This is a genomic window from Stutzerimonas sp. S1 (assembly GCF_025966695.1).
In the GTDB taxonomy this organism is placed as follows: Bacteria; Pseudomonadota; Gammaproteobacteria; order Pseudomonadales; family Pseudomonadaceae; genus Stutzerimonas.
In genome coordinates this window covers 245,905-269,690 of sequence record NZ_JAOEIY010000003.1, presented here as the reverse complement: position 1 = coordinate 269,690, position 23,786 = coordinate 245,905, and the positions used below count along the sequence as shown (strand labels likewise).

The window sequence follows — 23,786 nt, the reverse complement described above, 5'->3', positions numbered from 1 at the left end:
GCATCACCCCGCCCGACGCAGCAGCCAGACGCCGATTAACGCGCAAACCCCAGCAGGGAGCACCACAGCCAGCAGCGGCGAAAAGCCGAATACTTGGCTCGCCGGCCCGAGCAGATCCTGAATGATGCGGAACACGAAGCCGACGACCACACCAGTGAAGATACGCTGCCCCAGGGTTACCGAGCGCAGCGGACCGAAGATAAACGAGATCGCCAGCAAAACCAGAGCGACCGTGACCGCAGGCTGTAGAGCCTTGGTCCAGAAGGCCAACCAGTACCGCCCGTTGTTCAGCCCCTGCTCTGCCAGATAATGGATGTAACGCCACAACCCGGTGATCGACAACGCTTCCGGTGCAACCACCACTGTGCCCAACAACTGAGGCGTCAGCTGCACATCCCAGCGTTCCTCCCCCGCGCGCAGCACTTCGGTGTGGCCGTCGCGAAAATAAGTGGTGGCAACATCACTAAGCAGCCAGTGGTCGCTCTGATAGGCGGCGCGCCGGGCGAAACTGGCTGATAGCAAGCGGCGTTCGTCATCGAAGCGATAGCGTGTCACACCGACCAGCACACCGCCCGGCTGCACGGCATTGACGTGTACGAATTCGTTCTCCTGACGATGCCACAGGCCGCGTTTGCTGCTTTGCGCCTCGCCGGCCCCTTGTGCCAGCGAGCGACGAGCCTGGGCTATGTCCTCCGTCCAAGGCGCCACATACTCACCGATCAATACGCCGACCAGCAGCAGCACCAGCGTCGGCTTCATGACTGCCACGACGATGCGCCCAAGCGAGACGCCGGCGGCGCGCATGATGGTCAGTTCGCTGCTGCTGGCCAAGGTGCCCAGACCGATCAGGCAGCCGATCAGCGCTGCCATTGGCAACATTTCATAGAGCCGGCGCGGCGAGGTCAGCAACACATACTCCAGCGCATCCGCCAGACCATATCCCCCTTCGACATCGCCCAGCTCATCAATGAACGCGAAAAGCAAAGCGAGGCCCACGATGATCCCGAGCACCGTCAGGATCGCAAGGAAGACATGGACGCCGATGTAACGATCGAGCTTAACCATGCATCACCTCCGACACCGCGCGACGCTTCTTCAACCGCAGCATCAAAGGCTCCCAGTACAACATCAGCAGACCTATCGTGAAAAACAGCCCGTGCACCCACCACAAGCCAAGCGCCATGGGGATGCGCCCCTTGTCCAGCGCACCGCGGGCCGCGATAAGCAGGGCAAGGTAAGTCATATAAAGCAGGATCGCCGGAAGCAGCTTGAGGAAGCGTCCCTGACGCGGATTGACCCGAGCCAGCGGCACGGCCAGCAGAGTCACGACAAACACCAGCACTGGCAGGGAAATGCGCCACTGCAGCTCGGACCGATGGCGAGTGTTGTCGCTGCCGAGCAATTCGCGGGTCGACATTGCCTCCCGCTCGCTCAGCTCGACGCTGACCTCCGGTTTTGGCAACAAGACTCCGTAAGTGTCGTACTGGATCGCGCGATAGTCGGCCTGCCCCGGATTGCCGTCATAGCGATAGCCGTTTTCCAGAATCAGGTAGCGACTGCCGTCCGCCTGGATCTCCTGCCGCCCGCTTTCGGCAACCAGCACCGAAAGTCCGCGCGACTTGCCGGCCCCGGCAGAAGCATTGGTTTCGGAGATGAACACCCCCGCCAGCTCGCTACGATCATCGGAAAGATCGCGGGTATAGGTCACCCGCGAACCATCACGCAGGGTCTGGAAACGCCCCGGCACCAGGGTATCGAACTCGGTCAGCGAGTCCTGCTGATTGAGGATGCGATCCACCTCGGCGATCCCCTGCGGCGCCAGCCCCAGACTCAACCAACCGACCAGTAGAGCCACCAGTGCGGCCGGCGCCAAACTGTAGAGCAGCAGACGACGTTGACTCATGCCAGTGGCCGACAGCACCGTCATTTCACTGTCGAGATACAAGCGTCCGTAAGCCAGCAGAATTCCCAGGAACAGCCCCAGCGGCAGGATCAACTGCAAGAATCCCGGCAGACGGAATCCCATGATCAGCAGCAGCACGCCCGGATCCAGCATGCCCTGCGCGGCCTGGGCGAGATACTTGATGAAACGCCCGCTCATGATGATCACCAGCAGCACTGCACTGACGGCGCTCACGGTAACCAGCAGCTCACGGGACAGATAACGAAAGACGATCAAACCGGACACTCCAGGGTTGTCAGGCTCCGGCGGCAACGATCAAACTAGCCGCCAGTTGCCGGCCCGCCCGCAACAGGCCATTGAAACGACAGCACAGCGACCGTCAACGGCCCGGCAGACGAACCACCGGAAAAAATAAGCTTGGCATTATCCTGCAAACCCAACTCTTTGTCTTGGGGACTCCCGTCATGGAATTCGTTGTAAAGACCGCAAAAGCACCCACGCTGAAAACCGCCACACTGGTTCTGCCGGTCGGCGAAGGCCGGATCCTTGGCGAGTCCGTTCAGGCAGCGGATGCCGCCACTGGCGGTGCCATCAGCGCGATCCTCAAGCGCGGCGATCTCAACGGCAAGGTTGGCCAGACGCTGCTGCTGCATAATCTGCCGAACCTGAAGGCCGAGCGCGTGCTGCTGCTCGGCATCGGCAAAAGCGATGAGCTGGACACTCGCCAGTGGCGCAAGGTGGTCGGTGCAGCAGCCAGCACGCTGAAGAATCTCGGTGGTGGCGATGCGGCTTTCGCCGTCGAGGATGTGCAGGTAAAGGACCGTGATGCCTACGCCAAGGTCCGCCTGCTGGTGGAACTGCTTGCCGACAGCTCATACGCGTTCGATCGTTTCAAGAGCAAGAAAGCCGATCCGCGCGCATTGAAGAAAATCATCCTGCTCTGCGACAAGTCGCAACAGCCCGATTACGAGCGCGCCGCCCGCCACGCATCGGCGATCGCCAGCGGCATGGCTTTTACCCGCGATCTCGGTAACCTGCCGCCGAACCTTTGCCATCCGAGCTTCATCGCCGAGCAGGCGAAGCAGCTTGGCAAGTCCTTCAAGGGTCTCAAGGTAGAAATCCTCGACGAGAAGAAACTACGCGAGCTGGGCGCCGGCGCCTTCCTTGCCGTGTCCCAAGGCAGCGAGCAGCCGGGCTGCATCGTTGTCATGCAGTACAACGGCGGCCAAAAGGGCGAGCAGCCTTACGCACTGGTCGGCAAAGGCATCACCTTCGACACCGGCGGTATCAGCCTCAAGCCGGGGCTCGGCATGGACGAGATGAAGTACGACATGTGCGGCGCCGCCAGCGTCCTCGGCACTTTCCGCGCGGTATTGGAACTGCAACTGCCGATCAATCTGGTCGGTCTGCTTGCATGCGCGGAGAACATGCCCAGCGGCAAAGCCACGCGTCCGGGCGACATCGTTACCACGATGAGTGGTCAGACGGTGGAGATTCTCAACACCGATGCCGAAGGCCGCCTGGTGCTCTGCGATACGCTGACCTACGCAGAACGTTTCAAACCTCGAGCAGTGGTCGATGTCGCTACGCTCACTGGTGCCTGTATCGTCGCCCTCGGCAGCAACACCTCGGGACTGCTCGGCAACGATCAGAACCTGGTCCAGCAGCTGCTCGGTGCGGGTGAGCTGGCCGGCGACCGTGCCTGGCAGCTGCCGTTGTTCGACGAGTACCAGGAGCAACTGGACAGCCCATTCGCCGACATCGCCAACATTGGCGGACCGAAAGCCGGCACCATCACCGCAGCCTGTTTCCTCTCGCGCTTCGCCAAGCAATTCTCTTGGGCCCACCTGGATATCGCCGGCACCGCCTGGATCAGTGGCGGCAAAGAGAAAGGCGCCACGGGTCGTCCGGTACCGCTGCTAACACAATACCTGCTGGATCGGAGCAACTGAGATGAACCAGTCGCCGTGCGGAACGGCGTGCGCAGGCAGCTTGCCGCTGCCGGGCGCTGACAGAACGCGCCAATGACGCGCATCGAGTTCTACGTACTGCCCGATGACAACCCGCTCGGGCGGCTGCGCGCCGCCTGTCAGCTGGCAGCCAAGGGCTGGCAGCACGACATGCGCGTCTTCATTCGCTGCAGCAGCGAGACACAATGCGATCAGCTTGACGAGTTGCTTTGGCGCTTTCGCCCGGAGCGCTTCATTCCCCATGAGCAGTACGCGGACGATCCCGCAGCACCCGTGGTCCTCGGTTTGGAACAGGCGCCCGTGCATCCACAAGGGCTGTTGATCAACCTCGCATCTACGCTGTCACCCCATGTCGACCACTTCAGCCGGGTTATCGAGATCGTCAATCAGGAGCCGGAATTGCTGACCGTCTGCCGGGACAACTTTCGCCTCTATCGACGGCACGGTTATGACCCAAAGCGGGTCGAACTCTAGAACCCGCCTGGATGCTCAAGCCCGGAAATCCGTACATGACACCGAAACCACCACACCCTCCAACGCAGCTGCTCGACGACTTGGAGTCGATTCGCGAGCTGCTCGGCGAGCAGGATCTGCCGCTGCTGACCGAGCGCCTGGATCCGGACAGCATCCCCCTGCTGTCGGATGTCGTCGCCTCCCCCCAAACAGACATCAGCATCGAGGAACCGGAGCTAACCGAACGCCGCGAGCCGGCAGTGCGTACGGCCTTTCGCTCGCTAGCCGAACGCCACCTTGACCACGAGCTGCGCATGGCAGCCAACCTGATCCTCCAGGAAGTCATCGACGATTTCGTGCCGCAGATCGAGGCTGAACTGAAGCGTCGCCTGGAGGTTCGGGTGGACGAACTTATCCGCACCCACAAGGGTTGAGTCCTCGCAACTGCGCGGGTTGCCGATGCCCGCCGTTTGCCTGGGACTCGCCACGCATCATCTACGTATTCCTAAGATGGCGCGAAACGCGGATGCCATTTGCCTTTATACTTGCCCGTTTTTCCGACCAGCCGTTCTAAGGGTCCCGCCGCATGGACAAGACCTACCAGCCGCACGCTATTGAGACTTCCTGGTACCAGACTTGGGAGTCAAACAACTATTTCGCCCCGCAAGGTTCCGGCGAGCCTTACACCATCATGATCCCGCCGCCGAACGTCACCGGCAGCCTGCACATGGGTCACGGCTTCAACAATGCCATCATGGACGCGCTGATCCGCTGGCGCCGGATGCAAGGCCGCAACACGCTGTGGCAGCCAGGCACTGACCACGCCGGCATCGCCACCCAGATGGTGGTCGAGCGCCAGCTCGGTGCCCAAGGCGTCAGTCGCCACGACCTCGGACGGGAGAAGTTCCTGAAAAAGGTCTGGGAGTGGAAAGAGGAATCCGGCGGCCACATTACCCGTCAGATCCGGCGTCTGGGCTCATCGGTAGACTGGTCGCGCGAGCGCTTCACCATGGACGAGGGGCTGTCCGAAGCGGTCAAGGAAGCCTTCGTACGACTGCATGAAGACGGCCTGATCTACCGCGGCAAGCGCCTGGTCAACTGGGATACCAAGCTGCACACCGCCATTTCCGACCTGGAAGTGGAGAATCATGACGAGAAGGGCCACCTCTGGCATCTGCGCTATCCGCTCGCCGACGGCTGCAAGACCGCCGAAGGGCTGGATTACCTGGTGGTCGCCACTACGCGTCCGGAAACGATGCTCGGCGACGCCGCTGTGGCAGTGCATCCGGAGGACGAGCGCTACAGGAACCTGATCGGCCGCCACGTCATGCTGCCGCTGGTCAACCGCCTGATCCCCATCGTTGCCGACGACTACGTGGATCGCGAGTTCGGTACCGGCTGCGTGAAGATCACGCCGGCGCATGACTTCAACGACTATGAGGTCGGCAAGCGCCATCACCTGCCGCTGATCAACATCTTCGATCAGAACGCCTGCGTGCTGGCCCGCGCCCAGGTGTTCAACATCGACGGCTCGGTGAACGACAAGATCGACGGCAGCCTGCCGGACGGCTACGCGCACATGGACCGCTTCGACGCGCGCAAGGCCATCGTCGCCGAGTTCGAGGCCATGAGCCTGCTGGAGAAGATCGACGACCACGCGCTGAAGGTGCCGCGCGGCGATCGCTCGGGCACCATCATCGAGCCATGGCTGACCGACCAGTGGTACGTCTCCACCAAGCCGCTGGCCGAGAAGGCCATCGCCGCCGTGGAAAGCGGCGAGATCCAGTTCGTGCCCAAGCAGTACGAAAACATGTACTTCAGCTGGATGCGTGACATCCAGGACTGGTGCATCAGCCGCCAGCTGTGGTGGGGCCACCGCATTCCAGCCTGGTACGACGAAGCCGGCAATGTCTACGTCGGTCGCGACGAGACCGAGGTGCGCAAGAAGTACGACATCCGCAACGACGAGCCACTGCGTCAGGACGAGGACGTGCTGGATACCTGGTTCAGCTCCGGGCTGTGGACCTTCTCAACCCTCGGCTGGCCGCAGCAGACCGAGTTCCTCAAGACGTTCCACCCCACCGACGTACTGGTTACCGGCTTCGACATCATCTTCTTCTGGGTCGCCCGGATGATCATGCTGTCCACCCACCTGACCGGGCAGATTCCGTTCAAGACCGTCTACGTGCACGGCCTGGTCCGCGATGGTCAGGGGCAGAAGATGTCCAAGTCCAAGGGCAACGTGCTCGACCCGCTGGACATCGTCGATGGCATCACCCTCGATGAACTGCTGACCAAGCGCACCAGCGGCATGATGCAGCCCAAGCTGGCCGAGAAGATCGCCAAGCAGACCCGCGCCGAGTTCCCTGAAGGCATCGCCAGCTACGGCACCGACGCCCTGCGTTTCACTTTCTGCTCGCTGGCCTCCACCGGCCGCGACATCAAGTTCGACATGGGCCGCGTCGAGGGCTATCGCAACTTCTGCAACAAGCTGTGGAACGCCGCCAACTTCGTCTTCGAGAACACCGAAGGCAAGGACACCGGCATCAACGACGAGCCGGTGGAGCTGTCCTCGGTGGACCGCTGGATCATCTCCGTGCTGCAGCGCACCGAAGCCGAGGTGACCCGCCAACTGGAGAACTTCCGTTTCGACCTGGCTGCGCAGGCCCTCTACGAATTCGTCTGGGACGAGTACTGCGCCTGGTACCTGGAACTGGTCAAGCCGCTGCTGTGGGACGAAACCGCCAGCGCCGAACGCCAGCGTGGCACCCGCCGCACCCTGGTCCGCGTGCTTGAAACGGCTTTGCGCCTGGCGCATCCGTTCATGCCGTTCATCACCGAGGAAATCTGGCAGCGCGTCGCGCCGCTGGCCGGCAAGTCCGGTCCGACCCTGATGCTGCAGCCCTGGCCGGAATTCAACCCCGAACGCCTCGACGAAGCCGCCGAGGGTGACATCGAGTGGGTCAAGGCCTTCATGCTGGGTATCCGTCAGATCCGCGGCGAGATGAATATCTCCATGGCCAAGCGCATCGACGTGGTGCTGGGCAATGCCTCGACAGAAGACCAGCGTCGGCTAGCCGACAACGAGCCGCTGCTGAAGAAGCTGGCCAAGCTGGAAAGCGTGCGCCTGCTCGGCGCCGGCGAGGAAGCGCCGCTGTCGGCGATCGCCCTGGTCGGCGACATGCAGGTGCTGGTGCCCATGGCCGGCCTGATCGACAAGGATGCCGAGCTGGCGCGTCTGGACAAGGAAATCACGCGACTGGATGGCGAGGTCAAGCGCGTCGGCGGCAAGCTTTCCAATGCCGGCTTCGTCGACAAGGCGCCGGCCGAGGTGATCGACAAGGAGCGCGCCAAGCTGGCCGAGGCAGAACAAGCCAGAGCGCGTCTGGTGGAGCAACGCGAGCGCATCGCCAGCCTCTGACCGCCCTCCCAAAGAACAAAAAGGCCAGCCGTCCCAGGCTGGCCTTTTTGGTTAAGCAATTCCTCTTGATTGATGACAAGTTATTACAAGGTGTGCTGGTACAATATGCCGCACATCGAAATACGTTATTAGAACTGGCAGACCGCAAGAAGCCACGCACGCTACAGCTAGCCGATCTGAAATGAGCTACGGTATCGATCCGCCTGTCGTGATCGATGTAGTCCGCCCACCGGAACTCCGTCTCGGGGCCGCAAGCCCACTTGTTTCCCCTCGCCCAGCTACCGTACTGCTCGCCATCTGCCAGCCGCCGTCCCCGAGGCTCATCACCGCGGATTCGGCCAGGTTTCTCAAGATGGAGTCCCTCCGATGTATGTACTCATGGCTGTTGTGTTTGTCATCGGCTATCTATGCATAGCCTTTGAACATCCGCTGAAGATCGACAAGGCTGCCGCGGCGATCCTCACCGCGGTGCTCACCTGGACCGTGCTGGTATTGGGCGCCGACCAGATCCTGCCGCTGCTGCAGCATGGCACCCACGACCCGTTGGATTCATCAGCGGTGGTGGTCGAGGCGCTGCGCCATCACCTCGGCGAAGTGTCGGAAATCCTGTTCTTCCTGCTCGGCGCGATGACGATCGTCGAGCTGATCGACTCCCACGAAGGCTTCAAGGTCATCACCGACCGCATCCAGACCCGCAAGCGGGTTAATCTGCTGTGGATCGTCGGTTTCATTACCTTCTTCCTGTCCGCGGTACTGGATAACCTGACCACCACCATCGTCATGGTTTCGCTGCTGCGCAAACTGATCCGTGGCCGCCCGGAACGCTGGCTGTACGTCGGCGTCGTAGTGATCGCGGCAAACGCCGGTGGCGCCTGGTCGCCGATCGGTGACGTCACCACCACCATGCTCTGGATCGGCACGCAGATTTCCGCCACCGGCGTGATCACAGGCCTGTTCCTGCCCAGCCTGGTTTGCCTGCTGGTGCCGTTGCTGATCCTCAGTTTCCGTCTACGCGGCGAAGCGCCACGGCCGCGGGCGCGCGCCCACCTGGCCGAAAAACAGCCGCCGACCACCACCGCCTTCGAGCGTAACCTGGTGCTGGCACTCGGCCTCGGCTCGCTGCTGTTCGTGCCGATCTTCAAGACCGTGACACACCTGCCGCCGTACATGGGCATCCTGTTCGGCCTCGGCGTACTGTGGGTGGCCACCGAGATCATTCACCGCAGCAAGAACGCCGAGGACAAGCACCCACTGTCGGTGGTGGGCGTGCTGCGCAAGGTCGACACTCCCAGCGTGCTGTTCTTCCTCGGCATCCTGCTGGCAGTGTCCAGCCTTGCCACCGCCGGCCACCTGACCCAGGTCGCCACCGCGCTGCGCGAGTCGCTGGGCAATATCTATGCGATCAACTACGCGATCGGTCTGCTCTCCGCCGTGGTGGACAACGTGCCGCTGGTGGCCGGTGCGATGAAGATGTACCCGCTGGTCAGCCCACAGGTGCTGGCCGACGCGGCCGCCAATGAAACCGGCTGGCTGTCGCAGTTCGTGATGGACGGTAACTTCTGGGAACTGCTGGCCTACTGCGCCGGTACTGGTGGCAGCAGCCTTATTATCGGCTCGGCCGCCGGTGTTGCTGCAATGGGCATGGAGAAGATCAGCTTCATCTGGTATCTCAAGCGCGTCAGCCTGCTGGCCTTCTTCGGTTACACTGCCGGCGCGGCGACCTATATCGGCATGCTCGCCCTGCGCTGATCGGCAGAGCGCTCATCGGGGCCGTTGAAGCCGCATAGCGCCCTTCAACGGCCGGCGAGGAATCAGGCAATGAACGCGAGCAAGACCCGAACCAGCTTCTATCGCCGCCTCTACGTCGCCTGGCTGATCGACAGCGGTACGGCCACCAGCGTGCCGGCGCTCACCGAAGCGACCGGAATGCCGCGACGCACCGCACAGGACACCTTGGCAGCGCTCGCCGAACTGGATATCGACTGTCGCTTCCAGCAGGACGACGGCGAGCGGCACAACGCCGGTCATTACCAGATTCGCGATTGGGGGCCGATCGACAAGCACTGGGTCGGACGCCATCTTGCGCAGATCAAGTCCCTGCTCGACTACCCCTGACCGCCGATGAACAGCGACCTGTTGCTCGTCCTGCTGTTGCTGGGCTGCTGTGTCACGCTGTTCGTCCTCAACAGACCGCGGATGGATGTCGTCGCCCTACTGGCGATGGTCGGCCTGCCCCTGGCCGGCATTCTCAGCGTTGACGAGGCCCTCGCCGGCTTCAGCGATCCCAGCGTGGTGCTGATCGCCGCACTGTTCGTCATCGGCGATGGCCTGGTGCGAACCGGTATCGCTTATCGCCTCGGCGACTGGCTGGTGCGCAGCGCCGGCAACAGTGAAACCCGCCTCCTGGTCTTGTTGATGCTCGCAGCAGCAAGCCTGGGTTCGGTGATGAGTTCGACCGGCGTGGTGGCGATCTTCATTCCGGTGGTACTCGGCATCGCCGCACGCATGCAGCTCGCACCACGCCGCCTGCTCATGCCACTGGCGTTCGCCGGGCTGATCAGCGGCATGCTGACCCTGGTCGCCACCCCGCCGAACATGGTGGTACACAGCGAGCTGCGCCGGGCCGGCCTCGACGGTTTCGCGTTCTTTGACTTCGCGCCGATCGGCCTGGCCATCTTGCTGCTCGGCATCGGCTACATGCTGGTGGCGCGGCGCTGGCTGGGCAGCCGTGATCGCCAGCAGCCGTCCCTCCCCCGCCTGACTATCGCGGACCTGGCCCGCGCCTACCACCTTGGCGAGCGCGAACGGCGCTTGCAGGTGAAGCCCGGGTCGATCCTGGCCAATCGGGTGCTGGACGAATTGCAGCTGCGCAAGCAGTACGGCATCAACGTCATCGCCATCGAGCGCCGGCACCGCTTTCGCAAGCTGCTGCTGGTGGCTACCGGCAATACCGAGCTGTTCGTCGGCGACGTGCTGCTGGTCGACCTGGCCAGTCCGGCGATCGGCCTGCTCGGCGCATTCGATGAGCTCGGCCTGCAACCGCTACTGCTGTCGCGTTCCTATTACGCCGACCATGCGCGCGAACTGGGTCTGGCAGAAGTCGCTCTGCCGCCGGATTCGCGACTGCCGGGCAAGACCATTCAGCAACTGGGTTTTCGCAGCCGGTACAAGCTCAATGTGGTCGGCTTGCGGCGCAACCACGAAGCGCTGCAGGGCCTGCTGGTGGACGAGAAGCTCAAGCCCGCCGACACGCTGCTGGTGGCCGGCAGCTGGAAACACATCCATCGGCTGCAGGGGCTCAGCCGCGACTTTCTGGTGCTCAGCCTACCGGCGGAGGTGGACGATGTGGCACCCGCCGCCAAGCGGGCCCCATTTGCCCTGCTGAGTCTCGCGGTGATGGTGTCGCTGATGGTCAGCGGCCTGGTTCCAAACGCGCTGGCAGCGCTGATCGGCTGCCTGTTGATGGGGATGTTTCGCTGCATCGACATGGACAGCGCCTACAAGGCTATTCATTGGCAGAGCCTGGTATTGATCGTCGGCATGCTCCCCTTCGCCCAGGCACTGCAGAAGACCGGTGGCATTGCCCTCGCCACTGGCGGGCTGGTCGGCCTGCTGGGCGACGCGGGGCCTTACGCGCTGCTCGCCTGTCTGTTCGTGCTCACGGCCCTGATCGGGCTGTTCATCTCCAACACCGCGACTGCCGTACTGATGGCGCCGATCGCTCTGGCCATTGCCGAACAGTTGGGCGTCTCACCCTACCCGTTCGCCATGATCGTCGCGCTGGCCGCCTCGGCCGCCTTCATGACCCCGGTGTCCTCCCCGGTCAACACGCTGGTGCTCAATCCCGGGCATTACCGCTTCACCGATTTCGTCCGCGTCGGCGTACCCTTCACGCTGCTGGTGATGCTGGTGTCGTTACTGCTGGTGCCGCTACTGTTTCCACTGTAAGCGCGTTACGACCGTAGCCCTTCGCACCGGCGCTCGCTAAGCTCGCAGCACAATTCAAGAAGAACATGCCGATGTCCCAACGCCCTGCCCTGTTCCCGGTCCTGCTGGCCGGTGCCACCCTGCTACTCGTCGTCCATGGCCTCGGCCGCTTCGTCTATACCCCGTTACTGCCCTGGCTGGTCGAGGACGGTCTGCTCAGCGTGCAGCAGGGCGCCAGCATCGCCAGTTGGAACTACCTGGGTTATCTGATTGGCGCGCTGCTTGCCCTGCGCTGGTATCGGGTCGTGCAGATTCGCCGCAGCCTACCGTGGGCGCTGGCGCTGCACGTGCTGAGCAGTCTGCTGCAGACACAAGCCGAATCCGCGGACGCCCTCGCCGCCCTGCGACTGGCCAACGGCATCAGCAACGGGCTGGTGTTCGTTCAGGCACCCTCGCTGATCCTCGAATGGCTGGCCCGACATCAGCGGGCCTCTTCCAGCGGACTGGTCTATCTCGGTGTCTGCGTCGGACTGATCCTGTCCAGCCTGCTGGTGAGCCTGAGCGATGGCTTGCTGCTGGGTGCGGATCGCTGGTGGCCGGCGGCGCTGCTCTCGCTACCACTGGCCTGGTGGGGCTGGCGACAACTGTCGCAGCTGGACATGCCCGCGGAGCAGGCCGCCCATCCGTCATCGACGCCTCCCAGCGGCAGGCTGCTCGATCGTGCCAGCACGCCGCTGTTTCTCTCCTATGCGGGTGCCGGCATGGGATACATCCTGCCGATGACCTTTCTGCCGATGGTTGCCCGCCTGCAGGTCGAGCCCGGCGATTTCCTCGTCAGCGGCAGCTGGATGGTGGTGGCACTGGCCACCCTGCCGTCACCCTGGCTGTGGAACCGTCTGGGGGTGCGCCTGGGGGACGACATCGCTCTGCGCCTGAGCTACCTCACGCAGCTGCTCGGCGTGCTGGCCGCCCTGCTGTTGCCAGGCGCCAGCGGCATCCTGCTCTGTGCGGTACTGGTCGGCGGCACCTTTCTCGGCACCGTGCTGCTTACCCAGCGCCTGGCACGCACCCTTCATCCGCACCAGGGTCCACGCCTGTCTGCAGCACTGATCGCGCTGTACGGCCTGACCCAGCTGGCCGCCCCCTGGCTGACCAGCATCTGGATGGGCATGGGCGGTAGTCTGCACAGCGCTTTCTGGCTGGGTGCCGGCGCCTTGCTCTGGGGCCTGTTGTGGATGCTGGCTGTGCCGCGCCACGCCTGAGCACATGTGGGACAATGCGCGCCCGATCCGCACGCATCGCCTCCATACATGTCCATCCGCAAACCGACCAAAGCCCCTGCACCTGCCGCCAAGCCCGGGAGCACGGCACTCCATCCGCGCAACCGCCACAGTGGCCGTTACGACTTCCCGGCACTGATCGCCGGTTGTCCGGAACTGGCCGACTTCGTGATCATCAATCCGTATGGCAAGCAGAGCATCGACTTCGCCAATCCAGCTGCGGTGAAAGTCTTCAACCGGGCGCTGCTCACGCAGTTCTACGGCATCATCCACTGGGACATCCCGCCGGGCTACCTCTGCCCGCCGGTGCCCGGGCGCGCAGACTATCTGCACGGTCTCGCCGACCTGCTCGCCGAAGACAACGCCGGCAGCATCCCGCGCGGTGCAACGATCAAGGCGCTGGACATCGGCACGGGCGCCAACTGCATCTACCCGCTGATCGGACACAAGGAATACGGCTGGCACTTTACCGGGTCGGATATCGACCCCGTGGCGCTGAACTGTGCGCGCACCCTCATCGACGCCAATGGGCTGGGCAAGGCCATCGAACTTCGCCAGCAGAACGACCGGCGACATATCTTCCAGGAGCTGTTGCTAGAGGGCGAGCGCTTCGACCTGACGCTGTGCAATCCGCCGTTTCACGCCTCCGCGACCGAAGCTAGCCGCGGCAGCCAACGCAAATGGCGCAACCTCGGCAAGCTCGACCCCAAGCGCAAGCTGCCGGTGCTGAATTTCGGTGGGCAGGCCGCCGAGCTCTGGTGCGAAGGTGGCGAGGCGGCGTTTATCGCGCGACTGGCCGAGGAAAGCGTCGGCGTCAGTCACCAGGTCTACTGGTTCAGCACGCTGGTATCGAAGGGCAGCAATGTCGCCCCGCTACAGGCACGCCTGCGCAGGCTCGGCGCGCGGGAGATACGTACGGTGAACATGGCGCAGGGGCAGAAGCGCAGCCGCTTCGTGGCATGGACCTTTCTCGACGACGAGCAGCGCGCGCAGTGGCGCGCACTGCACTGGCTACGGCCACAGACCTGAGTCAGCGGCGCTGTCGGCAGCGTCAGACCACCATGTCCCAGAGCTGTTTGTTCTTCAGCGCCAGGGTCTGGATGTAGCGCGGCTCACCGTTGATTTCCTCGAGCTCGGTCATTCCGGCCAGCTCGCCCACCACGCGGTAGCGCTTGCCGGCGCGCTTGTCCTGCAACGGATAGAGCTTGGCGATGTGCTGGGCGAGTTCGGTGAGGGTGGTCATGTTGGGGCTCCATAAAACTGCTTGCAGCAGCTTTTTACAGTGCTTTGATTACGGTTCTGCGACAGAGTCCTGCCGTTTCGCTTGTTGGAGCCCGGCAACAGCGATTTGATTCCGTAAGCGTGGCGATTTTTTCCGAACGGCCGAGAACTGCTCAGCAAACCCCTACGCCAAGTTGCAGCAGCGCCAGCCCGCCACGCTGCCAGCCGAACCAGGCGAGCAGCAGCAACGCGCCGAGCAGCAAGGCCAGCGCGGCGCCGAAGCACAGCCGCCGCATCAACCCGCCTCCGCCGCGCGCAGCCGCGCCACCGGCTGTTCGCGAATCGGCCAGTTCAGCGCCGCCGCCATCAGACTAAGCGCGATCGCGATCTGCCAGACCAGGTCGTAGCTGCCAGTGCGGTCGTACAGCCAGCCGCCCAGCCAGCCGCCGAAGAACGAGCCAAGCTGGTGGAACAGGAAGGCGATGCCACCGAGCATTGACAGATTGCGTACACCGAACATCGTCGCCACCGTGCCATTGGTCAGCGGCACCGTGGACAGCCACAACAGGCCCATGGCGATACCGAAGGCATAGGCGCTCCAAACACTCAGCGGGGCCAGCAGGAACACGCTGATCACCACGCCACGAATCAGATAGAGCGCCGCCAGCAGCCTGGGCTTGGAGTAGCAGCTGCCCAACCAGCCAGCGGTATAGGTACCCACCACATTGAACAACCCGACCAACGCCAGCACCGTGGTGCCGACCTGCGCTGGCAGATGCTGATCGACCAGATAGGCCGGCAGATGCACGCCGATGAACACCACCTGAAAGCCGCAGACGAAGAACCCCAGCGCCAGCAGGCGGAAGCCCGAATGCCCGGCAGCCTCGCGCAACGCTTCGCCGAGCGACTGCTGCGCGCCCACTGTCGCCTGCGTCTGGCGCTCGCCACGCATCATCGCGGCCAGCGGCACGATGAAGGCGATCAGCAGCCCCAACGCCAGCAGCGCCGAGGACCAGCCCAGCCATTCAATCAGCCCGAGGCTCCCAGGCAACATGACGAACTGGCCGAAGGAGCCGGCGGCGCTGGCGATACCCATCGCCATGCTGCGTTTCTCTGCCGGCACGGCGCGACCAACCGCACCAAGGATCACCGAGAACGACGTACCGGACAGGCCCAGGCCGATCAGCACGCCGGCGCTCAGACTCAACGACAGCGGCGTGTCAGCACCCGCCATCAGCAGCAGGCCTACCGCATAGAGAATGCCGCCCAGAAGCACGGCGCGGGCGACACCGAAACGATCGGCCAGGGCGCCGGTAACCGGCTGCACCAGCCCCCAGATCAGGTTCTGCAGCGCGATGGCGAAGGCGAACACCTCGCGCCCCCAGCCGAACTCCGCACTCATGGGTGGCAGGAACAGGCCGAATCCGTGTCGGACGCCAAGCGACAGGGCGAGGATCAGCGAGCCGCCGAGCAGCATCCAGCCACAGGTGCGCCACGTAGTAGTCATGAGCGAAGTCCTTGAGGAAAGACGACAAGTTTACTCAGGAAGTCCCGGCCCACCGCAACTACTCAACGTACTGTCCCGCTCAGTTACACTGCAGCTGTTTTACCCATCCTGAATGAGTACCCCATGCCGATCCGCCATTGCATCGTCCACCTGATCGACAAGAAACCCGACGGCACCCCTGCCGTCCTGCACGCCCGCGATTCCGAACTGGGCGTATCGCAGGCGATGGAGAACCTGCTGGCCGACCTCAACGAGAGCTACAACGCCAAGCAGGGCAAGGCCTGGGGCTTCTTCCACGAGGAGTCGGGCGCCTATCCGTTCAGCGGCTGGCTGGGTCAGTACCTGGAGGGCGGCCAGGATTTCACCGCGTTCAGTCGCCAGGCCGTCGAACACCTGCAGAAGCTGATGGAGGAATCCAACCTCTCCACCGGTGGTCATGTGCTGTTCGCCCACTATCAGCAGGGCATGACCGACTACCTGGCGATCGCCCTGCTGCATCACAGTGAGGGCGTGACCGTCACCGACGCGCTGGACGTGGCGCCGGCCAAGCATCTGGACCTCGGTCAGCTGCACCTGGCCGCGCGCATCAACATCTCCGAGTGGCAGAACAACAAGCAGTCCAAGCAGTACATCTCCTTCATCAAAGGCAAGAACGGCAAGAAGGTTTCCGAGTACTTCCGCGACTTCATCGGCTGCCAGGAAGGCGTCGATGCGCCAAGCGAGACCCGCACGCTGCTCAAGGCCTTCAGCGACTTCGTCGAGAGCGAGGATCTACCCGAAGAGCAGGCCCGCGAGAAAACCAGCGCGCTGGTCGACTACGCCAGCACCCAGGCCAAGCTGGGCCAGCCGATGACGCTGGAGGAACTTTCCGGGGTGATCGACGAGGAACGCCCGAAGGCCTTCTACGACCACATTCGCAACAAGGATTACGGACTTTCCCCGGAGATCCCGCCAGACAAGCGCACGCTGAATCAGTTTCGCCGCTTCACCGGGCGTGCTGAGGGTCTGTCGATCAGCTTCGAGTCGCACCTGCTGGGCTCGAAGATCGAATACGACGAGGCGCGCGACATGCTGATCATCCGCCAGCTGCCAACCCAGCTGAAAGACCAGCTCAAACGCCGCAAGGATTGACCTCGCAAGGAACCCCGCATGCCGCGCCTGCCCGATGCCGTTCTCGATGATTGCCTGTGCAACCCGGCGGCCCCGCTGGCAGGCGATCCCGCGCGTCAGTACGACCTGGGCAAGGCACAGGCGCAGGAACAATTGCAGACGCTCAAGGGCTGGCTGCGCGAACGGCTGACCATGCTCTGGGCCAATCGGTACGATGCCTTGCTGCTGGTTCTGCAGGGCCCCGATTGCGCCGGCAAGAACGGCGTTATCCGCCGCGCGCTGAGCGGGCTCGACCCACTGACGCTGACGCCCAGCAGCTTCCAGGCACCGAATGCCGTCGAGCGCGAGCAGGACTTTCTCTGGCGCTACCGCCAGCGCCTGCCCATTTCCGGAACATTGGGCATCTTCAACCGCAGCTATTACGAGGCGCTGGTCAGCGACCTGCGTGACGGCCTGTGCAGCGAGGCCGAACTGGCACCGCGGCAGGCCGCCATCAGCGCACTGGAGGCAGCATTGCCGGCCCGACGCATTCATCCGCTCAAGTGCTACCTGCAGATTTCCTTCGCCGAGCAGAAGCGCCGCCTGCACCAGCGTCTGGAACAACCCGACAAACGCTGGAAGCTGAGCGCCCGCGATCTGGAGGATCACCGTGATTTCGCCAGCCGACAGGCGCGCTGGGCCGAGGTCGTCGGCTCCAGCCATACGCCGGCGGCGCCGTGGTATGTAATTCCCGCCGATCACCGCTGGTTGCGCGACCTGCTCATCGCCAGCCTGCTCGCCCGCGAACTGGAGCACCTGGCACTGGACTGGCCGCAGCACCCGCTGCCGTTCAGCCATGAAGATGTGGAGCGCATCGCGTGCGACCCGGCGCACTGATCCGGCTGACATGGCTGCTGGTCTGCCTGGCCACACCGGCCACAGGCGCGGAACAGCCCCCCGGTCTGTCCGCCGACGCCCTGCGCTTCACCGTGGCCAATGCCGAATTCACCCTGATGCACGAGATGGGTCATCTGCTGATCAGCGAACTCGAATTGCCGGTGCTCGGTCGGGAAGAAGACGCCGCCGACCAGCTCGGCTTCATGGGGCTGTTCCTTCTACACGATCAGCAGCACGACGCGGCGTTCTACGCCAAGCTGATGGACGTCGCCGACTACTGGCGGCTGGAGTGGCGCAGATCCGAGCGCACTGGCACCGAGATTCCGGTCTGGGACAGCCACGCACTGGATGCACAGCGCTTCTACAACATCGCCTGCCTGGCGTATGGCAGTGACCCGGATCGGCTCGACTGGGTGCTCGAAGTCAGCGGTCTGCCGGTGGAGCGCGCGCTCTACTGCCCGGAGGAATACCAGCAGGTGGCCCACGCCGTGCAATGGCTGCGTGAGCGCCTGCAGCGTGCAGACTCCGGCACGCCGAGGCATCGAATTGAGGTCATCTACGACAGCCCGCCAAGCCATCTGGCGGGCGGAACGGCCCTGCTCGAAAAGATTCGCGCCAGCGGCGAACTCGAAGCAGTGGCACGCAAGGCGAGCGAGGCCTTCGATCTGCCGCGCGACTTAACGCTGCGCATGACCACCTGCGGCGCGCCGGACGCCTGGTTTAACCGCATCAGCGGCGAACTGACCCTCTGCTACGAGCGGATTGCCTATTTCCGCGATCTGGCCGGCGAGCGGCCGAAGCGGCGCGCGCCGCAGCCCGACCGCGGATAGCCGGCCGATCGCCGAGGCTCAACGGGCCTCGATGCGGTACCCCACCCGCGGAAAATGCACGTGAACGACTCCGGCGCGCTCATCCTCGCGACGCAAAATCAGCTCCTCGCTGCCCGCGAACAAAAGTTCGCCCTCGACCGGATCGCTGCCGTAATCCACTGCACAGATCGCCACCCGTTGTCCCTGGCGGTAGCCATTCGGCTCGGCAAACGCTTCGTCCGGCAGCGCCGCCGGTGTCGCATCGCGCGCGATCTGCAGCGCTTGCTCGCCGGACAGCTCGCTGAACGAGCCGTGGCCGACACCCAGCACCTTGCCCAGCCACGCATGGACCTCCGGATAGCTGTCCACCAGCGGCGCGGTCACCGGCGTCGCACGCAGGAACCACAAGCAGTGCGCAACGGCGAAATCGGCCAGTGACGGCGCTGCACCGAAGAGGAATTCGCCCTCGCTGCGTGCCAGCTGCTGTTCCAGTCGCGCCATATACGTCGGCCAATCGCTCTTCGCCTGCTCCAGCGGCACGCGGCTCACGCTGCCGTTGCTGAATAGCTGCGCACGGTCCTTGCTGAATACTTCGACGAATTCCTTGGGTACGTTGGCAAAACGCAACGCCATGGATTCGGGCTGGAACACCAGACTCACCGCCGTGAGAAACAGCACCGAATCAGCCCACTGCGCCAGTACCGCGACATCGAATTCCTGGCCTTCGGGGAATAGCTCGGGCGTGACCTTTTCGACCTCCAGACGACGGGCGATGAGCGCCGTGTCGCAATAGATGTCGGCACCGATCTGCAGCACCGGCGTGCGCCGGTAGCCACCGGTCAGCGCAGTCAGATCGGGCTTGGGCATCACCGGAGGAATCAGCACCGAACGCCACGACAGCTGTTTGAAGCCCAGCAACAGGCGCGCCTTCTCGGCGAACGGCGAGGTGGGATAGTGGTGCAGGATCAGCTCATGCATGACAGGCTCCGCCAGTGTCGGGTGGGAAAGATCGTCAGCTTAGACGCTCCGCTTACGCCAGCCTACCGGTTGATTGCACCGTCATTCACAACACGTCACCGCCGTTTGAGCCACCAGGCGTTCCTTGGCGCTCTTGGTCAGGCGCTTGATGGCGATCTCGCGCCGCAGCGCATCGCCCTTGCTGGCGCAGGCCTCGACATACACCAGTGCCACCGCCGGGCTGGAGTGAAAGAAGCGCGCGCCCCGCCCGCGCTGGTGATCGCTGAAGCGACGCTGGGCATCATCGCTGATGCCGCAATACAGCGCGCCGTTGGCCGCACGCACCAGATAGACGAACCAGGGTTTGGACTCGGCGACGCTCATTGAAAAGCAGAACCTCGGGGGCAACGGCGGGAACGCCGATTGGTGATCGGCGCAGCGCGCATTATGCCCGTCGACCACGCCAGCGCATAAGGCGCCGCCTCGGTAATACGCCACTGGTTTAGTGACAGTAATACCAGGCATCTGCACGCCAGTGCAGATGCCGCAGCCGCCGGCTTCGCAGCGTCCGGCGACGCCCACACCAGCGACAATCAAGCCCCGTCGCTTAGCAGAGCGTGAAGCGACTGTCCAGATATGGTGGCTGATCGCCTTTGCGTATACTGCGCCGATGTTTGCTCAAACTGCGTTCCGCAAGCGCTGCGCCTCCTGGTTGTTGGCGACCGGAATCTTCCTGATGCTCGGCAGTTGTGCTGAAAAGCCCAACGAACTCGAGCGGATACAGGAGGAAGGCGTCCTGCGCGTGATCACCCGCAACAGCCCCGCCACCTATTTCCAGGATCGCAACGGCGAAGCCGGCTTCGAGTACGAACTGGTCAAGCGCTTCGCCAGCCAGCTCGGCGTCAAGCTGGAGATCGAAACGGCCGACAGCATCGACGAGATCTTCACCCGTCTGAATCGCCCGGGCGGCCCGGTACTCGCCGCCGCCGGCATGGTCGCCAGCGAAGGGCGCAAGGAGCTGGCGCGCTTCACCCACTCGTATCTGGATGTCACTACCCAGGTGGTCTATCGCAGCGGCCAGCGCCGCCCGAGGCGCCCGCAAGATCTGGTCGGCAAGCGCATCCTGGTGCTCAAGGGCAGCAGCCAGGCGGAAAAACTGGCGGCCCTGCAGAGCGAGCTGCCGGAACTGCGCTACGACGAGTCGGAAGCCGTGGAAGTGGTCGATCTGCTGCGCATGGTCGACGAGGGGCAGATCGACGTGACGCTGGTCGAATCCAACGAGCTGTCGATGAACCAGGTGTATTTCACCAACATCCGCACCGGTTTCGACCTCGGCGAGCAGAACAGCCTGGCGTGGATCGTCGCCAAAGGTGAGGACGACAGCCTGCTCCAGGCCGCCAACCAGTTCCTCGACCAGGCGCAGGAGAACGGCACCCTGCAACGTCTGCGCGAACGCTACTACGGCCATGTCGACGTGCTCGGCTATGTCGGCGCCTATGCCTTCGCCACCCATCTGCAGCAGCGCCTGCCCCGCTACGAGAAGACCTTCCGCGAAACTGCCAAGGAGCACGGTATCGACTGGCGTCTGCTGGCAGCGGTCGGTTATCAGGAATCGCATTGGCAGCCGGATGCCACCTCCAAGACCGGCGTCCGCGGGCTGATGATGCTAACCCTCAACACCGCCAATGCGATGGGCGTGACCAATCGCCTGGATCCGAAGCAGAGCATCCGTGGCGGTGGCAAGTACCTGGTGCAGGTGCGTGACAGCCTGCCGGAGAGCATCGAGGAGCCGGATCGCACCTGGTTCGCGCTGGCCGCCTACAACGTCGGCGGCGGCCATCTCGAGGATGCGCGCAAGCTTGCCGAGGCCGAAGGCCTTAACCCGAACAAGTGGCTCGACGTGAAACAGATGCTGCCGCGCCTGGCGCAGAAGCAGTGGTATAGCAAGACCCGTTACGGCTATGCCCGCGGTGGCGAGCCGGTGCACTTCGTCGCCAACATCCGCCGTTACTACGACATCCTTACCTGGGTGACCCAGCCGCAGCTGGAGGGGCAGAAGCTGGTACAGAGCGACCTGCACGTGCCCGGCATCTACGCCACCGATTTCGAAGAGAACCTGCCGCCGCTGTAAGCCAGCACCTCGCCCGCTCAGCGGGCCGTGCGTGATTGACGCCAGTTCTCCAATCAGCCGCGACCGATCGGCGCGAAGCTCGCGCGAGTCTGCTCAGCCAGCAGCGCGGGCGCCAGTTCGACTTCCAGCCCACGACGACCGGCACTGACGAAGATGCTCGGCTGGGTTTGCGCCGAACTGTCGATGAACGTGCGCAGGCGCTTCTTCTGTCCTAGCGGGCTGATGCCGCCGACGAGATAGCCGGTCACCCGTTGCGCCAGCAGCGGATCGGCCATCTCCACTTTCTTCACCGCCGCCGCCTGCGCCAGCGCCTTGAGATCGAGCGTGCCAGCCACCGGCACCACGGCTACCAACAACTCGTTCTTCTCGCTGCAGGCGAGTAGCGTCTTGAATACCCGCGCAGGCTCGAGGCCGAGCTTCTCTGCGGCTTCCAGTCCATAGGAGGCGGATTTGGGATCGTGTTCGTAGCTATGCACACGGTGCTCGGCGCGGGCTTTTTTCAGCAGATCGATGGCAGGAGTCATGTTCTGTAATGATGTGGGTGGCTGAATGCCTGTACCTTAGGAGCTGTTGAGGTTTCATCGCAAGCCGCGAGGGAAACATCGACAACCCCTAACACGCAACGCATCTCCGGTGGCCAGCCCATGCAGCATCCCCCCCTCGCGCCCGTCGCCGAAGTCTATGACCTCGCCGTGGTCGGCGGCGGCATCAACGGCGTCGGCATCGCCGCGGATGCCGCCGGCCGCGGCCTGTCGGTCTACCTCTGCGAGCAGGGCGATCTCGCGCAACACACTTCTTCGGCCAGCAGCAAGCTGGTGCATGGCGGCCTGCGCTATCTCGAACACTACGAGTTGCGCCTGGTGCGCGAGGCGCTGGCCGAACGGGAGGTGCTGCTCGCCAAGGCGCCGCACATCGTCGCCCCGCTACGCTTCATCCTGCCCTACCGCCCGCATCTGCGGCCGTCCTGGATGATCCGCACCGGCCTGTTCCTCTACGACCATCTGGGCAAGCGCGAACATCTCGCCGGCTCACGCCGCCTGCACTTCGGCGCGGAAAGCCCGCTCAAGGCCGATATCACCCAGGGTTTCGAGTATTCCGACTGCTGGGTCGACGATGCCCGCCTGGTAGTGCTCAACGCCATGACTGCCCGCGAACACGGCGCGCATATCCACACCCGCACCCGCTGCGTCAGCGCGCGCAGCAGCCGGGGCCTCTGGCACCTGCACCTGGAACGTGTCGACGGCAGTCGCTACTCGGTACGCGCCCGCGCGCTGGTCAACGCCGCCGGCCCCTGGGTCGCCCAGTTCCTACGCGATGACCTCAAGCTGCAACCCGCGCACGAGATTCGCCTGATTCAGGGCAGCCACCTGATCGTGCCCAAGCTCTACGACGGCGAGCAGGCGTACATCCTGCAGAACGACGACCGTCGCATCGTCTTCGTGATTCCCTATCTGGAGCAGTTCAGCCTGATCGGCACCACCGATCGCGAGTACCGAGGCGACCCGACCCAGGTGACAGTCACCGAGGCGGAAGTCGATTACCTGCTGGCGGTGGTCAACCGCCATTTCAAACGTCAGCTGCAGGCAGAAGATATTCGCTACCGCTACGCCGGCGTCCGACCGTTGTGTGATGACGAGTCCGCCGAGCCTTCGGCGATCACCCGCGACTACACCCTGGCGCTCACCGCCCACGGCAACGAGGCACCGCTGCTCTCGGTGTTCGGCGGCAAGCTGACCACCTACCGCAAGCTCGCCGAAGCCGCGCTGGCCGAACTCGCGCCCTGGTTCGTGCGGATGAAACCGGCCTGGACCCACGATGCACGCCTGCCCGGCGGCGAAGACATGACCACCCTGCTCGACCTCACCGAAGCGCTCTGCACCGGCGCACCCTGGCTGCCCGAAGTCATCGCCCGACGCTGGGCACACAGCTATGGCAGCCGCAGCTGGAAGCTACTCAAGGGTATGCGCGGCCTGGCCGATCTCGGCGAGCATTTCGGTGTCGGGCTGTACGCGCGCGAGGTGGATTACCTGATCGCCGAGGAATGGGCACTGACTGCCGAGGACATTCTCTGGCGACGGACCAAGCTCGGCCTGTTTATCGCAGCCGACGGCGGTACGCGCCTGCAACAGTATATGGACCAGCTGACGCGCGAACGCCTGCCGCTGTTCGATGCGGGCGCCGAGGACGCAGCCTGCCAAGCCTGATCGACCTGGCAGGCGAT

General features: G+C 63.8%; 22 protein-coding genes. 14 read left to right on the top strand and 8 right to left on the bottom strand.

Annotated elements, in window-relative coordinates; genetic code table 11:
- Positions 1-3: 3 nt before the first annotated feature.
- Complete coding sequence (gene lptG, locus N8H22_RS07985; protein WP_264590085.1) at positions 4-1,065, bottom strand: LPS export ABC transporter permease LptG; 1,062 nt, start codon at positions 1,063-1,065, stop codon at positions 4-6.
- Entirely contained in the window at positions 1,058-2,179 is a 1,122-nt protein-coding gene (gene lptF / locus N8H22_RS07980) for an LPS export ABC transporter permease LptF (protein WP_264590084.1), read from the bottom strand. Before lptF ends, lptG begins: the two co-directional genes overlap by 8 nt.
- A gap of 188 nt (positions 2,180-2,367) precedes the next feature.
- Between lptF and N8H22_RS07975 the strand changes: the two genes are divergently transcribed.
- The 9 genes from N8H22_RS07975 to rlmF all read left to right on the top strand — a co-directional run bounded on the left by N8H22_RS07975 (position 2,368) and on the right by rlmF (position 13,983).
- Positions 2,368-3,855: a leucyl aminopeptidase gene (locus tag N8H22_RS07975; RefSeq protein WP_264590083.1), complete on the top strand. Its 1,488-nt coding sequence runs from the start codon at positions 2,368-2,370 to the stop codon at positions 3,853-3,855.
- A 72-nt stretch (positions 3,856-3,927) separates the two neighbouring features.
- Positions 3,928-4,347: a DNA polymerase III subunit chi gene (locus tag N8H22_RS07970; protein WP_264590082.1), complete on the top strand. Its 420-nt coding sequence runs from the start codon at positions 3,928-3,930 to the stop codon at positions 4,345-4,347.
- Positions 4,348-4,382: 35 nt separating this feature from the next.
- Positions 4,383-4,760: a DNA polymerase III subunit chi gene (locus N8H22_RS07965; protein WP_264590081.1), complete on the top strand. Its 378-nt coding sequence runs from the start codon at positions 4,383-4,385 to the stop codon at positions 4,758-4,760.
- A gap of 152 nt (positions 4,761-4,912) precedes the next feature.
- On the top strand, positions 4,913-7,747 hold the full coding sequence (locus N8H22_RS07960) for a valine--tRNA ligase (protein ID WP_264590080.1): 2,835 nt from the start codon (positions 4,913-4,915) through the stop codon (positions 7,745-7,747).
- 366 nt (positions 7,748-8,113) lie between these two features.
- Positions 8,114-9,496, top strand: coding sequence for a sodium:proton antiporter NhaD (nhaD, locus tag N8H22_RS07955; RefSeq protein ID WP_264590079.1), 1,383 nt, complete (start codon positions 8,114-8,116; stop codon positions 9,494-9,496).
- 69 nt (positions 9,497-9,565) lie between these two features.
- Positions 9,566-9,862 (top strand): winged helix-turn-helix domain-containing protein, encoded by a 297-nt coding sequence (locus tag N8H22_RS07950; RefSeq protein WP_264590078.1) that lies wholly within the window; start codon positions 9,566-9,568, stop codon positions 9,860-9,862.
- A 6-nt stretch (positions 9,863-9,868) separates the two neighbouring features.
- Positions 9,869-11,695: an SLC13 family permease gene (locus N8H22_RS07945; RefSeq protein ID WP_264590077.1), complete on the top strand. Its 1,827-nt coding sequence runs from the start codon at positions 9,869-9,871 to the stop codon at positions 11,693-11,695.
- Between the two features lie 71 nt (positions 11,696-11,766).
- Complete coding sequence (locus N8H22_RS07940) at positions 11,767-12,936, top strand: YbfB/YjiJ family MFS transporter (RefSeq protein WP_264590076.1); 1,170 nt, start codon at positions 11,767-11,769, stop codon at positions 12,934-12,936.
- Positions 12,937-12,984: 48 nt separating this feature from the next.
- Positions 12,985-13,983 (top strand): 23S rRNA (adenine(1618)-N(6))-methyltransferase RlmF, encoded by a 999-nt coding sequence (gene rlmF / locus N8H22_RS07935; protein WP_264590075.1) that lies wholly within the window; start codon positions 12,985-12,987, stop codon positions 13,981-13,983.
- 22 nt (positions 13,984-14,005) lie between these two features.
- Here the strand turns inward: rlmF and N8H22_RS07930 are convergent, their stop codons facing one another.
- The 3 genes from N8H22_RS07930 to N8H22_RS07920 form a co-directional block, all read right to left on the bottom strand.
- Entirely contained in the window at positions 14,006-14,197 is a 192-nt protein-coding gene (locus N8H22_RS07930) for a hypothetical protein (protein ID WP_264590074.1), read from the bottom strand.
- Positions 14,198-14,348: 151 nt separating this feature from the next.
- Positions 14,349-14,471 (bottom strand): hypothetical protein, encoded by a 123-nt coding sequence (locus N8H22_RS07925; RefSeq protein ID WP_264590073.1) that lies wholly within the window; start codon positions 14,469-14,471, stop codon positions 14,349-14,351.
- Positions 14,471-15,682: an MFS transporter gene (locus tag N8H22_RS07920; RefSeq protein WP_264590072.1), complete on the bottom strand. Its 1,212-nt coding sequence runs from the start codon at positions 15,680-15,682 to the stop codon at positions 14,471-14,473. The genes N8H22_RS07925 and N8H22_RS07920 overlap by 1 nt, the downstream gene beginning before the upstream one ends.
- 123 nt (positions 15,683-15,805) lie before the next feature.
- Here N8H22_RS07920 and yejK point away from each other — a divergent pair, with 123 nt between their 5' ends.
- Genes yejK through N8H22_RS07905 form a run of 3 tightly spaced genes read left to right on the top strand, consistent with a single transcriptional unit; the run spans position 15,806 to position 18,498 of the window.
- Positions 15,806-16,813 carry a nucleoid-associated protein YejK gene (gene yejK / locus N8H22_RS07915; protein WP_264590071.1) on the top strand — a complete coding sequence of 336 codons (1,008 nt, stop codon included), beginning with the start codon at positions 15,806-15,808 and terminating at the stop codon, positions 16,811-16,813.
- Between the two features lie 18 nt (positions 16,814-16,831).
- Entirely contained in the window at positions 16,832-17,668 is an 837-nt protein-coding gene (locus N8H22_RS07910; protein ID WP_264590070.1) for a hypothetical protein, read from the top strand.
- A 5-nt stretch (positions 17,669-17,673) separates the two neighbouring features.
- Entirely contained in the window at positions 17,674-18,498 is an 825-nt protein-coding gene (locus N8H22_RS07905; protein ID WP_264590212.1) for a DUF4344 domain-containing metallopeptidase, read from the top strand.
- Positions 18,499-18,516: 18 nt separating this feature from the next.
- On the opposite strand, the gene N8H22_RS07900 is transcribed toward N8H22_RS07905, so the two are convergent.
- Both N8H22_RS07900 and N8H22_RS07895 read right to left on the bottom strand, forming a co-directional pair.
- A complete protein-coding gene (locus N8H22_RS07900) occupies positions 18,517-19,455 on the bottom strand; it encodes a glutathione S-transferase family protein (RefSeq protein WP_264590069.1) in 939 nt (312 codons plus the stop codon).
- 81 nt (positions 19,456-19,536) lie between these two features.
- Positions 19,537-19,818, bottom strand: a complete 282-nt coding sequence (locus N8H22_RS07895; RefSeq protein WP_264590068.1) for a GIY-YIG nuclease family protein — start codon at positions 19,816-19,818, stop codon at positions 19,537-19,539.
- Between the two features lie 286 nt (positions 19,819-20,104).
- Here N8H22_RS07895 and mltF point away from each other — a divergent pair, with 286 nt between their 5' ends.
- Positions 20,105-21,565, top strand: coding sequence for a membrane-bound lytic murein transglycosylase MltF (gene mltF / locus N8H22_RS07890; RefSeq protein WP_264590067.1), 1,461 nt, complete (start codon positions 20,105-20,107; stop codon positions 21,563-21,565).
- 53 nt (positions 21,566-21,618) lie between these two features.
- On the opposite strand, the gene ybaK is transcribed toward mltF, so the two are convergent.
- Positions 21,619-22,089, bottom strand: coding sequence for a Cys-tRNA(Pro) deacylase (ybaK, locus tag N8H22_RS07885; protein ID WP_264590066.1), 471 nt, complete (start codon positions 22,087-22,089; stop codon positions 21,619-21,621).
- Between the two features lie 120 nt (positions 22,090-22,209).
- Here ybaK and glpD point away from each other — a divergent pair, with 120 nt between their 5' ends.
- Entirely contained in the window at positions 22,210-23,769 is a 1,560-nt protein-coding gene (gene glpD / locus N8H22_RS07880; RefSeq protein WP_264590065.1) for a glycerol-3-phosphate dehydrogenase, read from the top strand.
- Positions 23,770-23,786: the final 17 nt, after the last annotated feature.